Annotated in this window: 12 protein-coding genes; 11 read left to right on the plus strand and 1 reads right to left on the minus strand. The window is 59.5% G+C overall.

The window, feature by feature from the left end:
- Positions 1 to 129 precede the first annotated feature (129 nt).
- The 11 genes from ACQZ5Y_RS05715 to glpK all read left to right on the plus strand — a co-directional run bounded on the left by ACQZ5Y_RS05715 (position 130) and on the right by glpK (position 14,426).
- The gene (locus ACQZ5Y_RS05715) at positions 130 to 2,778 is read left to right on the plus strand and encodes a nitrate reductase (protein ID WP_174060170.1); all 2,649 of its coding nucleotides are present in this window, start codon (positions 130 to 132) and stop codon (positions 2,776 to 2,778) included.
- Positions 2,750 to 4,228: a siroheme synthase CysG gene (gene cysG, locus ACQZ5Y_RS05720; RefSeq protein ID WP_174060169.1), complete on the plus strand. Its 1,479-nt coding sequence runs from the start codon at positions 2,750 to 2,752 to the stop codon at positions 4,226 to 4,228. The genes ACQZ5Y_RS05715 and cysG overlap by 29 nt, the downstream gene beginning before the upstream one ends.
- A 141-nt stretch (positions 4,229 to 4,369) precedes the next feature.
- A complete protein-coding gene (locus ACQZ5Y_RS05725) occupies positions 4,370 to 5,143 on the plus strand; it encodes a DeoR/GlpR family DNA-binding transcription regulator (protein WP_003511588.1) in 774 nt (257 codons plus the stop codon).
- Positions 5,144 to 5,251: 108 nt separating this feature from the next.
- Positions 5,252 to 6,775: a glycerol-3-phosphate dehydrogenase gene (locus tag ACQZ5Y_RS05730; protein ID WP_019564992.1), complete on the plus strand. Its 1,524-nt coding sequence runs from the start codon at positions 5,252 to 5,254 to the stop codon at positions 6,773 to 6,775.
- 38 nt (positions 6,776 to 6,813) lie between these two features.
- A complete protein-coding gene (locus ACQZ5Y_RS05735) occupies positions 6,814 to 7,884 on the plus strand; it encodes an ABC transporter ATP-binding protein (RefSeq protein WP_013761937.1) in 1,071 nt (356 codons plus the stop codon).
- 13 nt (positions 7,885 to 7,897) lie between these two features.
- Positions 7,898 to 8,968, plus strand: a complete 1,071-nt coding sequence (locus ACQZ5Y_RS05740; RefSeq protein WP_013761936.1) for an ABC transporter ATP-binding protein — start codon at positions 7,898 to 7,900, stop codon at positions 8,966 to 8,968.
- A gap of 2 nt (positions 8,969 to 8,970) precedes the next feature.
- Positions 8,971 to 9,837 (plus strand): carbohydrate ABC transporter permease, encoded by an 867-nt coding sequence (locus tag ACQZ5Y_RS05745; RefSeq protein ID WP_003511582.1) that lies wholly within the window; start codon positions 8,971 to 8,973, stop codon positions 9,835 to 9,837.
- 3 nt (positions 9,838 to 9,840) lie between these two features.
- Positions 9,841 to 10,764: a carbohydrate ABC transporter permease gene (locus ACQZ5Y_RS05750; RefSeq protein WP_003511581.1), complete on the plus strand. Its 924-nt coding sequence runs from the start codon at positions 9,841 to 9,843 to the stop codon at positions 10,762 to 10,764.
- A 1-nt stretch (position 10,765) separates the two neighbouring features.
- Entirely contained in the window at positions 10,766 to 11,059 is a 294-nt protein-coding gene (locus ACQZ5Y_RS05755; RefSeq protein WP_013761935.1) for a DUF2160 domain-containing protein, read from the plus strand.
- A 76-nt stretch (positions 11,060 to 11,135) separates the two neighbouring features.
- Entirely contained in the window at positions 11,136 to 12,857 is a 1,722-nt protein-coding gene (locus ACQZ5Y_RS05760) for an ABC transporter substrate-binding protein (protein ID WP_003511579.1), read from the plus strand.
- 69 nt (positions 12,858 to 12,926) lie between these two features.
- A complete protein-coding gene (glpK, locus tag ACQZ5Y_RS05765; protein ID WP_174060168.1) occupies positions 12,927 to 14,426 on the plus strand; it encodes a glycerol kinase GlpK in 1,500 nt (499 codons plus the stop codon).
- Between the two features lie 18 nt (positions 14,427 to 14,444).
- Here glpK and ACQZ5Y_RS05770 read toward each other — a convergent pair whose 3' ends face one another.
- Positions 14,445 to 15,305 carry a LysR substrate-binding domain-containing protein gene (locus tag ACQZ5Y_RS05770; protein ID WP_003511576.1) on the minus strand — a complete coding sequence of 287 codons (861 nt, stop codon included), beginning with the start codon at positions 15,303 to 15,305 and terminating at the stop codon, positions 14,445 to 14,447.
- Between the last annotated feature and the right edge of the window lie 30 nt (positions 15,306 to 15,335).

Genomic DNA, 15,335 nt, shown 5'->3' on the forward strand with positions numbered 1-15,335 from the left:
GCTTCATCTCTGTTGTCGGAGACGCAAGCTGTGAAATAGAGCCGGTGCCGCAATTGATCTACCCTTTTGAGGGGCAGATGTCCGGCAGGGCAGAGAGGGGTGAACGCCACTTGCTCAGGGGGCAAACCCATGCCCGTTGAAACGAAAACCACCTGTCCCTATTGCGGTGTCGGCTGCGGTGTCATCGCCACCGTTGCCGATGACGGCATCGTTTCCGTCAAAGGCGATCCGGACCACCCCGCCAATTTCGGCCGGCTGTGTTCCAAGGGTTCGGCTCTGGCCGAGACCATCGACCTCGACGGACGGCTGCTCCATCCCGAAATCCACGGAAAGCGGGTGGCATGGGACGAAGCGCTTCAACTCGTTGCTTCAAGATTTTCCGAGGCCATTTCCGAGCACGGCCCGGATTCGGTTGCCTTTTACGTTTCCGGCCAATTGCTGACGGAGGATTATTACCTCGCCAACAAGCTGATGAAGGGTTTCATCGGATCGGCCAATATCGATACGAATTCACGGCTTTGCATGTCGTCTTCGGTCGCCGGCCATCGCCGCGCCTTCGGGGCCGATACGGTGCCCGGCACCTATGAGGATATGGAGCTTGCCGATCTGGTAATCCTCACCGGATCCAATCTCGCCTGGTGTCATCCCGTCCTCTATCAACGGCTTGCTGCCGCAAAGGCGGCGCGGCCGGACATGAAGGTGGTGGTCATCGATCCGCGCCGGACGATGAGCGCCGATATTGCCGATATGCACCTCGCCATCCGCCCGGATGGAGATGTGGCGCTGTTTACCGGTCTTCTGGCCCATCTTTCCGGCAGTTCCGCGTTCGATAATGCTTATGTTGGAAACCACACTGTAGGCCTCGATGCCGCGATGCAGGCAGCGACCGGGCACAGCCTGCCGGAGATTGCCGACAAGACCGGTCTGACAATCGTGGAATTGATTTCCTTTTACGAATTGTTCGAACGCACGCAAAAAACCGTCACCTGCTACAGTCAGGGTGTCAACCAGTCGCAAAGCGGCACCGACAAGGTCAACGCCATCATCAATTGCCATCTCGCCACAGGCCGCATCGGCCGGCCGGGCATGGGGCCGTTTTCGCTGACCGGCCAGCCCAACGCCATGGGCGGACGCGAGGTGGGCGGGCTTGCCAATATGCTGGCGGCCCATATGGCCATCGAGAGCGCTGAAGACCGCGACCGCGTGCAGCGCTTCTGGGCCTCGCCGGCGATTGCGCAGAAGCCTGGCCTCAAGGCCGTGGATATGTTCCGGGCGGTTGCCGATGGCCGCATCAAGGCGCTGTGGATCATGGCCACCAACCCCGTCGTTTCCATGCCGGATGCCGGTGCCGTCGAAGAGGCTATCAAGGCCTGTCCCTTTGTCGTGGTGTCCGATCTCATCGCCAATACCGATACCGCCCGCCACGCCCATGTGCTGTTGCCATCGCTCGGCTGGGGGGAAAAGGACGGCACGGTCACCAATTCCGAACGACGTATTTCCCGCCAGCGCGGTTTTCTTGACGCGCCCGGCGAAGCAAAGGCCGACTGGTGGCAATTCGCCGAAGTTGGACGGCGTATGGGTTTTGACGCCGCCTTCGGCTTCCGGCAACCTTCTGAGGTTTTCGCCGAGCATGCCGCTCTCTCCGGCTTCGAGAACGCCGGAAGCCGCGATTTCGATATCGGCGGGATCGACCGTGATTCCTACGATACGATGACACCGTTTCAATGGCCAAAAGCCGGACCCGGTGAAGCCGCCAATACCCGCTTTTTCGCGGATGGCCGCTTTTTCCATGCGGATGGCAAGGCCCGTTTCATCGCCACGGCACTGCCGGAGACCCGCAGGACATCGGCGGACTACCCGCTGACGCTGAACACCGGCCGCATCCGCGACCAATGGCACACCATGACCCGCACCGGCAAAAGCGCGCGGCTCACTGCCCATATCGCTGAACCCTTTGCCGAACTTCACCCGCGCGATGCACAGTTGCTGGGAATCGAAAGCGCCGATCTGGTGGAGATTGAAAACCCGCACGGCAAGGTCCTGCTGCGGGCTCTGGTCAGCACGAGGCAGGCACGGGGAGCTGTGTTTGCGCCGATGCACTGGAACGACCAGTTCGCCTCGCAGGCCCGCATCGATATGCTCGTGCCAGCGGTCACGGACCCGCATTCCGGCCAACCCGCTTCGAAGAATGTCGGCGTGAGTGCACGACGTTTTGTAGCGAAAGCCTATGGATTTGCGATTGCCCGCACCCGGCCTGATGCGCCGGACTGCGCCTATTGGGCAGTTGCGAAGGCGGATGGCGGCTACCGCATAGAGCTTGCCTTCGAGGAACAGCCGCAGGACTGGACGCTCTGGGCGCGACGGGTTTTCGGCATCGATATCAGGGTTGAGCCTCTGGGTTACAGCGACCGGCAGACGGGCGATCTGCGGCTTGCTTTCTTCGACGTTAATACCTTGCTGGCAGCGCTGTTCGTCGCCAGAGAGCCGGTGGCCGTTGCCCGCAACTGGGCGATTTCACAGCTGAACGAACGCCATGAGGATTTGCGCATGCGTTTTGCGCTGGTCGCCGGGCGTCCCAGTGCCGGTCGCGCCGATCCGGGGGCGACGGTCTGCTCCTGCTTCAATGTCGGGGTCAACCAGATCACGGTCTCGATCCGCAATGGCTGCCACAGCGTTGAAGCCATAGGTGCTGCGTTGAATGCCGGAACCAATTGCGGCTCCTGCCGCGCCGAGATCAGGGGGATCATCGATGGATGCCTTAAAACCGCAGCGGAATGAACCGAACCGCATGGAGAAGCTCGCCAAGTTGCCGGTCTTCTGGGGGCTTGAGGGCAAGCGCGTGGTGCTGGCGGGCGGATCGGATGGGGCCGCATGGAAAGCGGAACTGCTGCTTGCCTGCGGGGCGGAACTTCACCTCTATTGCGAGGAAAGCGAGCTTTCGGAATGCTTTGCGGCGCTCGTCTCGACAAGCCAGATGCTGACATGGCATGACCGTTCCTGGGGTCCAGATAGTTTCAAAGGCGCGGAACTGGCGCTGGCGGATTGTGAGACCGACGAAGAGGCGGGAAGATTTTACAATGCCGCGCGCTCAGCCGGCGTGCCTGTCAATGTCATCGACAAGCCGGAATTCTGCCAGTTCCAGTTTGGCTCCATCGTCAATCGTTCGCCGGTGGTGGTGTCGATCTCCACCGATGGCGCCGCACCCATTCTGGCGCAGGCCATTCGCCGGCGCATCGAGACTTTGCTGCCGCTCGCTCTCAAGGATTGGGGGGCGCTTGCCCAGACCATCCGAGAGCGGGTCAATATACGCCTCGCGCCCGGCACGGCGCGGCGATCATTCTGGGAGAAATTTGTCGACCGGGCGTTTACCGAAAGGCTGGATGAGGGCAGCGAAGGAAGGCTGCTGACAGACATCGGCACGCAGGCCGGTCGGAGAGGATCGGGACGTGGCCTTGTGACGCTGGTCGGTGCCGGACCGGGCGATGCCGAGCTGCTGACGCTGAAAGCGGTACGCGCCCTGCAGGCGGCGGATGTCATTCTGTTCGACGATCTCGTTTCATCCGAGGTGCTGGAACTGGCGCGGCGGGAGGCGAAGCGCATGCTGGTTGGCAAGCGCGGCGGCCGGGAAAGCTGCAAGCAGGAAGATATTAACGACATGATGATCCGCCTTGCCAAGGCCGGCAAAAGGGTCGTGCGGCTGAAATCCGGCGATCCGATGATTTTCGGACGCGCCGGCGAGGAGATCGCGGCGCTGGAGGCTGAAAATATCCCGGTCGAAATCGTACCCGGCATCACCGCGGCAAGCGCCATGGCTTCGCGGCTCGGCGTTTCCCTCACCCACCGCGATCACGCCCAGTCGGTCCGCTTCGTCACCGGGCACTCCAGACAGGGCAAGCTGCCGGAGAATATAGACTGGCAGTCGCTGTCGAACCCTTCTGTGACCACGGTTTTTTACATGGGCGGGCGAACCGCTACCAGCATCGAGGAAGCCCTTCTGGCGCATGGAATGCCGGCCTCGACGCCCGTCGCCATCATGATTTCCGTCAGCCGCGAAAATGAGCAGCGCTGGTGCGGTTCGCTCGTGCAACTGGCTGCGGCGGTTGAGCGAATGGGCGTGAACGAGCCTATATTGATCGGCATCGGTGATGCGTTTGGTGCGGCAATCTCCGCGTTTTCCGAGATCGGCCTGCCGGAGCCGGTCCCGATGTCAATTCAGAAAGCCGGCTAATAATCTTGCTGGTCCGTGCGGATACGTTTTTCGCATACCTCCGCAAGTGGACCTGATCGGCGCCACAAAACCGTCCCTTGACATTGGTTTTTCGTTCGCTCTTCAATAAAACGAAAAAATTGAAAGAGGAGGGAGGCTGAAATGATGCTCACACCGCGTCAGGATGAAATCGTTGCGCTGGCGAAAGCAAGCGGGCGTGTGCTGGTGGACGAGTTGGCCACGCGGTTTTCGGTAACGCCACAGACGATCCGCAAGGACCTCAACGATCTCTGCGATACGCGGGTGCTGACGCGCATCCATGGCGGCGCACTTTTTCCGAGCGGCAACGAAAACGTCAAATACGAGGCACGCCGTGCGATCGCCTCCTCCGAAAAGCAGGCGATCGGCGCCGCTGCCGCTGCCCTCATCCCCAACAATTCCTCGCTTTTCATCAATATAGGTACGACGACCGAGGCGGTGGGCGAAGCGCTGGCGGATCATCACGAGCTGATGGTCATCACCAACAATATTAATGTTGCCAATAGGTTACGGGTTTTTCCGGGCATTGAGGTGGTGATCGCTGGCGGCGTCGTGCGCGGTTCCGATGGCGGCATCGTCGGTGAGGCCGCAGTGGATTTTATCCGCCAGTTCAAGGTCGATTTCGCCGTCATCGGCGTTTCTGCGATCGATGAGGACGGCGCTTTGCTGGATTTCGACTTTCGCGAGGTCAAGGTTGCCCAGGCGATCATGTCCAACGCTCGCCACGTCATTCTTGTATCGGATTCACTGAAGTTCGAGCGGACGGCGCCGGTGCGCATCGGCCATCTTTCACAGGTGCACACCTTCATTACCGATCATTGTCCGGTCGATTCGATCCGATCCATCTGTGCCGATCATGACGTCAGGTTGATTGAAACCGAGGTTGGGGAGCCTTGATACGAACCGCCCCGGAATTTCGTTTGACATTCGTTTTGTCTTCAAATTAGATGTCCTTGCTTTCAATATATCGATGAGGAGAGCGTCGATGAAAGCGCGGGAGGGTCCATGTCTGACGAGGCAATCCACGATGTTTTCGTGATCGGCGGCGGCATCAACGGCTGCGGCATCGCGCGTGACGCTGTCGGCAGGGGTTATTCCGTTGCGCTTGCGGAAATGAACGATTTTGCCTCCGGCACCTCTTCGGCCGCCACAAAGCTCATTCATGGCGGTTTGCGTTATCTCGAACATTACGAATTTCGTCTGGTGCGAGAAGCGCTGATGGAGCGCGAGGTGTTGTGGGCCATGGCGCCGCACATCATCTGGCCTATGCGCTTTGTTCTGCCATTCCAGAAGGGCGGCGTGCGCCCGGCCTGGCTCGTGCGTCTCGGGCTTTTTCTTTATGACCATCTCGGCGGCCGCAAGCTTTTGCCCGCCACCCGCTCGCTCGATCTGCGCCGTGATCCCGCAGGGAAACCGCTGAAGCCGATTTTTGCCCGGGCTTTCGAATATTCTGACGGCTGGGTGGACGATGCCCGTCTTGTGGTGCTGAACGCCCGCGATGCCGCCGATCGCGGCGCCTTGATCCTCAACCGCACGCAGGTCGTTTCGGCACGCCGCGAAGGCGCCTTCTGGCGGGTCGAAACGAAAAATGGTGCCGGAGAAACCGCGACCTACCGGGCGCGCATGCTGGTAAATGCGGCAGGCCCCTGGGTGGACAAGGTTCTGGCTGCGACGTTCGGTAAAAACAATGTCCACAACGTCCGCCTCGTGCAGGGCAGCCACATCATCGTGCGCAAGAAGTTTTCCGATCCGCGCGCCTATTTTTTCCAGAACCCGGACGGGCGCATCATCTTCGCCATCCCTTATGAGCAGGATTTTACCCTGATCGGCACGACGGATCGCGACTATACCGCGGACCCCCGGGCTGTTAAGATCAGCGACGAGGAGATCAGCTATCTTTGCAACGCGGCGAGCGAATATTTCGCTGAACCGGTGACGTCGGCCGATATCGTCTGGACCTATTCCGGCGTGCGGCCGCTCTTTGACGACGGCGCATCGAAGGCGCAGGAGGCAACCCGCGATTATGTGCTGAAAACCGAAGGAGCTGAAGGCGAAGCACCGCTTCTCAATATCTTCGGTGGCAAGCTCACCACCTATCGGCGGCTTGCCGAACATGCTCTTGAAAAAATCGGTGATGCGCTGGGTGAAAAGGGCTCGCCGTGGACGGCAGGTTCACATTTGCCGGGCGGAAATTTCGGTGCCGAGGCTTATGCGGGAGAGGTCACGGCCCTGCGGTCGCGTTATCCTTTCCTCGATGAGCGGCATGCGAAGCGGCTCATCCGCTGCTACGGAACGGACGCCGCGTCGATTATTGGCAATGCCGGGGACATGGCAGGGCTGGGACGGCATTTCGGCGGCACGCTTTATGAGGCCGAGGTGCGCTGGCTGATGGCCCGGGAATGGGCGCTGACGGCGGAGGATATTCTGTGGCGCCGCACCAAGCAGGGGCTTTTCTTTACCCAAGAAGAGGTGCGCGGGCTGGAGGATTATATCGATGACATTGCAGGTGGACGCTTGAAGGCAATCTGACGATCCGAATCAAAAAGCGGAGGAGGCTTTGGATCACCATGCTTGAATTGCGAAACGTCTCGAAGATGGCCGGCGGTGAATATCATATTCACCCGACCGATCTGACGTTGCAGCGCGGAAGCCTGAACGTCCTGCTTGGACCGACACTTTCGGGCAAGACGACACTCATGCGGCTGATGGCCGGGCTGGACAAGCCAAGTGGCGGTACGATTCTCTTTAATGGGGAGGACGTGACGGGCTGGCCGGTTCAGAAGCGCAACGTCGCCATGGTCTATCAGCAGTTCATCAATTATCCGGCGCTCAGCGTTTATGAAAACATCGCCTCGCCGATGCGCGTTGCCGGCAAGGACAAGGCAACGATCGACAGGGAGGTGAGGAAGGCCGCCGAGCTTCTGAGGCTGACGCCCTATCTCGATCGTACGCCTCTCAACCTCTCCGGTGGCCAGCAACAACGCACGGCACTTGCCCGCGCCATCGTCAAAAACGCCAATCTGGTGCTCCTCGACGAGCCGCTCGCAAATCTCGACTACAAGCTGCGTGAGGAGTTGCGTGAGGAATTGCCGCGCATCTTTGCCGAATCCGGTGCGATCTTTGTTTACGCCACGACGGAACCCTCCGAAGCTCTGCTGCTTGGTGGCAATACCGCGACGCTGAACGAGGGCAAGGTAACGCAATTCAGCCGCACGATCGAAGTTTACAGGCGTCCGGTGGATATCGTAACCGCGAAAATATTTGCCGATCCGCCACTCAACACCATCGAGGTCATCAAGACGGGCGGCGCCTTCACGCGCGCCGACCATGCGGTTGTGCCGGTGCCGGCGCATCTTGCTGCCATGCCTGACGGTCCAGTGACCATTGCCTTCCAGCCACATCATCTTTTCCCCCAGCAAAAGGGACAGGCGGCGCAATCCATCCGGGCGCGGACACTGATCTCGGAGATCGCCGGATCGGAAAGCTTCGTACATGTGGAATTTTCAGGCCAGCGTTGGGTGATGCTGGCGCAGGGCATTCACGACATCGAGCCGGACACGGAGATCGAACTGTTTCTCGATACGCGGCACCTGATGGCTTTCGATACGCACGGCCACGCCATCGGCGAAGCGGCTTAAGGGGAGATCGATCATGGCACGCATCACGCTCGATCATATTCGCCACGCTTACAACGCCAAGGCGCAGGCGGCAGGTGATTATGCCCTGAAGGAAGTTCATCACGAATGGGAGGATGGCGGTGCCTATGCGCTGCTTGGCCCTTCCGGCTGCGGCAAGACCACGTTGCTCAACATCATTTCCGGCTTGCTGCGCCCCTCGGAAGGCCGCATCGCCTTTGACGGAACGGATGTCACCGATCTTTCCACCGAAGATCGCAACATCGCCCAGGTATTCCAGTTCCCGGTCGTTTACGACACGATGACAGTCTATGACAATCTGGCTTTTCCGCTGCGCAACCGGCAAGTGCCGGAAGCCGAAGTCGACCGCCGTGTGCGGGAAATTCTCGAGATGACCGATCTTTCCGGCATGGCCAAACGGCACGCGCGCGGACTTACGGCGGACCAGAAGCAGAAAATTTCGCTGGCGCGCGGGTTGGTGCGATCCGACGTCAATGCCATCCTCTTCGACGAGCCGCTGACGGTGATCGATCCGCATATGAAATGGGTGCTGCGCTCGCAGTTGAAGCGCCTCCACCGCCAGTCCGGTTTCACCATGGTCTACGTCACGCACGACCAGACCGAAGCGCTGACTTTCGCCGACAAGGTGGTGGTCATGTATGACGGACAGATCGTCCAGATCGGCACACCCGCCGAGCTTTTCGAACGCCCGGGACATACGTTCGTCGGTTACTTCATCGGTTCGCCCGGCATGAATGTGATGCCTGCCAGCATCGATGGCGCAACGGCGGTTGTCGGCGGCCTTGGCGTTCCGCTTGCCGGCGTGCCGGTGGTGGATGGATCGAAGCGGATCGAAATCGGCATCCGCCCGGAATTCGTTCGGCTGGAGCGGGGTGGCATGCCCATCACCGTCGACAAGGTCGAGGATATCGGCCGGCAAAAGATCGTTCGCGCCCGGTTCGCCGGCCAAAAGCTTGCGATTGTCGTTCCGGAGGAGGAGGACATTCCGGCAGAAGCGGGTGTTCGCTTCGATCCGGCCGCTATCGGTGTCTTTGCCGATTCCTGGCGTGTGAAGATGGGGGCCTGACCATGGAAAAGACCTGGAACAACAAAGCGTGGTTCATGGTGCTGCCGGTTCTGGTGCTGGTCGCCTTTTCCGCCGTCATCCCGCTGATGACGGTCGTGAACTATTCGGTGCAGGATACCTTCGGCAACAATCAATTCTTCTGGGCGGGAACCCAATGGTTTCAGGAAATTCTTGGCTCCGACCGTTTCTGGAACGCGCTCGGACGCAATCTGGTATTTTCCGGCATCATATTGGCGATTGAAATTCCGCTCGGCATATTCATCGCGCTCAAGATGCCCAAATCCGGCATCGGCGTGCCGGTCTGCCTCGTCACCATGGCGCTGCCGCTTTTGGTGCCATGGAATGTGGTAGGCACGATCTGGCAGGTGTTCGGCCGCAGCGATATCGGGTTGCTGGGTTATTACGCCAATCAGCTTGGGCTTGATTACAACTACGTCAACGATCCCGTCGACGCATGGATCACCGTCGTCATCATGGATGTGTGGCACTGGACAAGCCTCGTCGTCCTCCTGTGCTACGCCAGCCTCGTCTCCATTCCGGATGCCTATTATCAGGCAGCAAGGATCGATGGCGCATCGCGTTTTGCGGTTTTCCGGTTCATTCAGTTGCCGAAGATGAAGCGGGTGCTGCTGATCGCATTCCTGCTGCGCTTCATGGACAGCTTTATGATCTATACCGAGCCTTTCGTCGTCACCGGCGGCGGCCCCGGAAATTCCACCACCTTCCTGTCCATCGATCTCGTCAAGGTAGCGCTCGGCCAGTTCGATCTGGGTCCCGCGGCGGCCATGTCGCTGATCTACTTCCTCATCATCCTGCTGTTGTCCTGGGTGTTCTACACCGTGATGACCAGCCACGACGCGGAGACTTGAGACATGAGCGCCTCTGATGTCACCACAAGCGTGGAACTCAACGGTATCGGCAATCCACCGGTAAGAGCCAGTTCGGCGAGAATATCAGGCCTTGCTGCGAATTCACGATCGCGCCGCCGCCATGGGCCATCGCGCTTTTCTTGGCTGGTGCCGACGATCTACATCATCCTGCTGCTCGTGCCGATCTACTGGCTTATCAATATGAGCTTCAAGACGAACACGGAAATCGTCTCGTCGATGACGCTTTATCCGCACCAGCCGACGTTGCAGAATTACCGGACGATCTTCACGGATTCATCCTGGTATTCGGGTTACATCAACTCGATCATCTACGTCGTCATGAATATGGTGATCTCGGTCTCGGCGGCACTCCCGGCGGCCTATGCCTTCTCGCGTTACCGCTTCCTCGGCGACAAGCACCTGTTCTTCTGGCTTTTGACCAACCGCATGGCGCCACCCGCCGTCTTCGCGCTGCCCTTCTTCCAGCTCTATTCCGCTTTCGGGCTGATCGACACGCATATTGCCGTGGCGCTGGCGCATTGCCTGTTCAACGTGCCGCTGGCGGTGTGGATTCTCGAAGGTTTCATGTCGGGTGTGCCGAAGGAAATCGACGAGACCGCCTATATTGACGGCTATTCCTTCCCGAAATTCTTCGTGAAGATTTTCATGCCGCTCATTGCCTCCGGCATCGGTGTCGCCTGTTTCTTCAGCTTCATGTTCTCGTGGGTCGAGCTTCTGATCGCCCGCACGCTAACGACGACCGACGCCAAGCCGATCGCCGCGACCATGACGAGAACCGTTTCTGCCGCCGGCATGGACTGGGGCCTGCTTGCCGCTGCCGGCGTGCTGACGCTCATACCCGGTGCGCTGGTGATCTGGTTTGTTCGCAATTACATCGCCAAGGGCTTTGCGCTGGGGAGGGTTTGACATGACGAAGATGCCCGATTTCACCTGGATGGCATGGACCTGGCAGACGGCCGCGTTTTTCGGTGCCATCGCCGTGTTGCTGGTTGGGATGTGGTTCTGGGAACAGCTCTCGCCCGGCGGCAACCCCCGCTTCGGCCTGCTGCGTTTCGAGACAACGCGTGGCGACAGGTTGTTCATTTCGCTGCTCGGCAGCGCTTTCATTCATCTTGCATGGCTCGGGCTGATCGGCCCGAACCTGTGGTGGGCTCTCGCTCTGTCGGCGGTTTACGCAATTGGCGTTTTCCGTTTCGTCTAGAGCAGGAAGAACGGTGCGGCGGAGGAAAACCGCACCCGGCAGACTTCGTGCAATCGCAACCCTTGGGAGGACTGATATGCGACGGCATCTGATGACGACGACGGCAGCCATGCTGCTGGCAATGACAGGTTCCGCTTTCGCCGGAATGGAGGAGGCAAAGCAATTTCTGGACAAGGAAATCGGCGATATGTCGTCGCTTTCGCGTGCAGATCAGGAAAAGGAACTGCAATGGTTTATCGATGCCGCGAAACCTTTTGCTGGCATGGACATCAAGGTCGTTTCCGAATCCCTGACAACACATGAATATGAATCGAAGGTCCTGGCACCGGCGTTTACCGCTATTACCGGCATCAAGGTCACGCACGACATCATCCAGGAAGGTGACGTCGTCGAAAAGATTCAGACCCAGATGCAGACCGGCCAGAATCTCTATGACGGGTGGGTGAATGACAGCGACCTCATCGGCACGCATTGGCGTTACCAGCAGGTGCGCAACCTCACGGATTTCATGGCCAATGAGGGCAAGGACGTGACCAATCCCGGCCTAGATCTCAAGGACTTCATCGGCAGCGCCTTTACGACGGCACCGGACAAGAAGCTCTACCAGCTTCCCGACCAGCAATTCGCGAACCTGTACTGGTTCCGCTACGACTGGTTCAACGACGACAAGAACAAGGCCGATTTCAAGGCCAAATACGGCTACGACCTTGGTGTGCCCGTAAACTGGTCGGCCTATGAGGATATTGCCGAATTCTTCACCGGCCGTGATGTCGGCGGCAAGAAGGTCTTCGGCCATATGGACTATGGCAAGAAGGACCCGTCGCTTGGCTGGCGCTTCACCGATGCCTGGCTTTCCATGGCCGGCAACGGCGACAAGGGCCTGCCAAACGGCCTGCCTGTCGATGAATGGGGCATCAAGGTCAACGACAAGTCGCAGCCGGTCGGCTCGTGCGTGGCACGCGGCGGCGATACCAACGGTCCGGCGTCGGTCTATTCCATCGAGAAATATCTCGAATGGCTGAAGAAATTTGCGCCGCCAGAAGCGCAGGGCATGACCTTCTCCGAATCCGGTCCGGTGCCGGCGCAGGGTAACATTGCCCAGCAGATCTTCTGGTACACGGCCTTCACTGCCGATATGGCCAAGCCCGGCCTGCCTGTCGTGAACGAGGACGGTTCGCCGAAATGGCGCGTCGCACCTTCCCCGCATGGCGTCTACTGGAAGGACGGCATGAAGCTCGGTTATCAGGACGTGGGTTCGTGGACGCTGATGAAATCCACTCCTGACGATCGCGCCAAGGCCGCATGGCTTTACGCGCAGTTCGTAACTTCCAAGACCGTGGATGTGAAGAAGAGCCATGTTGGTCTGACCTTCATTCGCGATACCACCATCCATCACAAGAGCTTCACGGACCGGGCCGCCAAGCTTGGTGGTCTGATCGAGTTCTATCGCTCGCCCGCTCGCGTGCAATGGTCGCCAACCGGCACCAACGTGCCTGACTATCCGAAGCTGGCACAGCTCTGGTGGCAGGCAATTGGCGATGCATCTTCGGGTGCCAAAACCGCTCAAGCCGCAATGGACTCGCTCTGCGCCGAGCAGGAAAAAGTCATGGCCCGTATCGAGCGCGCCGGTGTGCAGGGCGATATCGGCCCAAAACTGGCGGAAGAACACGATATCGACTACTGGAACAAGGACGCCGTTTCGAAGGGCAATCTGGCACCGCAGCTGAAGATTGCCAACGAAAAGGAAAAGCCGGTCACCGTCAATTACGACGAGCTGGTCAAAAGCTGGCAGAAGTAATTTCTGCGTGAAATCTTAAACCGGGGCGGCTTTGCCGCCCCGTCATTGCGTTTGAAAGGGAGTGACATAATGGGCGGTTATATTCTGGCGATCGATCAGGGGACGACATCGACAAGGTCGATGGTCTTTGATCGCGACATGCGGGTCATCGGTGTCGGCCAGCGAGAATTTCCGCAGCATTTCCCGGCCTCCGGCTGGGTCGAACACGATGCCGAGGATATCTGGAAAAGCGTGCTTGAAACAATCCGGCTGGCGCTTGCCGATGCCGGCATCGCCGCTTCCGATATCGAGGCGATCGGCATCACCAACCAGCGCGAAACGACTGTGCTGTGGGACCGTAATACGGGTGAGGCCTTGCATCGGGCTGTTGTCTGGCAGGATCGCCGTGCTGCACCAATTTGCGAGGATCTGAAACGAAGAGGGCTGGAGCCGCTCTTTTCGAAAAAGACCGGTCTGCTGCTCGACCCCTACTTTTCCGGCACGAAGCTGAAATGGCTTCTCGACAGCGTCAGTGGCCTTCGCGAAAAAGCCGTGAAGGGCGAAATCTGCTTCGGCACGGTCGACAGTTTCCTGATCTATCGCCTCACCGGCGGTCGCCGCCATGTGACCGACGCTACCAATGCCTCGCGAACGCTGATCTACAATATAGAGGACAATGCCTGGGATGACGAATTGCTGTCCATCCTCGACATTCCCCGCGCCATGCTGCCGGAGGTGCTTGATTGCGCCGCCGATTTCGGCGTAACGGACAAGGCGCTTCTGGGCGCGGAAATTCCGATCCTCGGCGTCGCCGGTGATCAGCAGGCTGCCGTTATCGGTAACGCTTGCTTCGAACCCGGCATGATGAAATCGACCTATGGCACCGGCTGCTTTGCGCTTCTCAATACCGGCACCGACCGGGTCGCCTCGACAAACCGGCTGCTGACGACCATTGCCTATCGCCTCGATGGCGTGACGACCTATGCGCTTGAAGGCTCGATCTTTATTGCCGGCGCTGCCGTGCAATGGCTGCGCGATGAGCTCGGTTTCATATCGGTCGCGTCTGAAGTCAGCGCGCTTGCCGAAAAGGCTGATCCCAAGCAGCGGGTTTATCTCGTGCCGGCCTTCACCGGCCTTGGCGCGCCCTATTGGGATGCCGAAGCGCGGGGCGCGATTTTCGGCCTGACGCGTGGCACCGGCCCTGCGGAGTTTGCCCGTGCGGCTCTCGAAAGTGTCGCCTATCAGACCTTCGATCTTCTGGACGCCATGCGCAACGACTGGGCGGGCGACAATGGCAAGACGGTGCTCCGGGTCGATGGCGGCATGGTTGCCTCGGATTGGACCATGCAGCGGCTGGCGGACATTCTCGCTGCACCAGTCGACCGGCCGGTATTCCTGGAAACCACCATTCTCGGTGCGGCATGGCTCGCAGCATCGCGCGCCGGCATCTGGCCGGACCGGGAGGCCTTTGCCGCCCATTGGAAACGGGATCGCCGTTTTCTGCCAGATATGGATGAGACGGAGCGTAAGAGCGCCATCGCGGGGTGGCGTGATAGTGTTGGCCGCTGCCTCTCGAAACGGGAAGATTGACGCAAGCAAGCGTCTTTTTTACGCAAAACTGCCCGGTGCGATGCTCTTGCTGGATACCAGATCGGAAAGGGCGCGCACCAGTTTTGTGTCCGCGCCCTTACTTGGCTGAAGCACGAATTCCACGTCTTCGAGCGCCGGCAGCACATCAGCCGCAATCTCCCTGAGGCCGGCTGGCGCCATGCTGCGCGGTTGCACGAGGATCCCCATGCCCGCCCTTGCGGCAGCGGTCAGTCCGCTAAGGCTGCCACAGGTGCAGACGATCCGCCACGCGAGACCTGCCCGATCCAGCGCTTCCTGTGCCGCCTTTCGAGTAATGCTTGGCGGCGGAAAGGCGATCAACGGCAGGGCGTCCGGTTGGCTCAGCATTCGCTCCGGGTCACGCGCGAGCCATACCAGAGGTTCGCGGTACAGGAAGTGGCCGAGCTTATCACCGAGTCGACGTTTCGCGAGCACGACGTCCAACTCGCCATTATCCTGCATCTGGTAAAGCACGCCGCTCAGCGACACCGTCAGCTCCAGATCGACCAAGGGATAGAGGCGGATGAATTCTTCCAGAATGGCGGTGAGCCGGCTGGCGACGAAATCCTCGGAAACGCCGAGCCTTAAGCGCCCGCGCAGGCGATTTTCGCTGAACAGCGATGAAACCCTGCTGTCGATCTCCAGCATATTGCGGGCATAACCGAGCAGCGCCTCGCCTTCGCCCGTCAGCTTCACCTGATGGGTGCTGCGCGCAATCAACCGACGGCCAAGTGCCGCCTCAAGCCGCTGAATATGCTGGCTGACGGTGGATTGGCCGATGCCCAGCCGCTCCGCAGCCAGCGTGAAGCTGCCGGTTTGCTGAAGCATCACGAAGCTGGCAAGATGTTGAAGGTTCAGCATTTATCTCATATCGTGATAACTGTTAGTCTT

This window comes from Agrobacterium sp. A3-95, assembly GCF_053521785.1.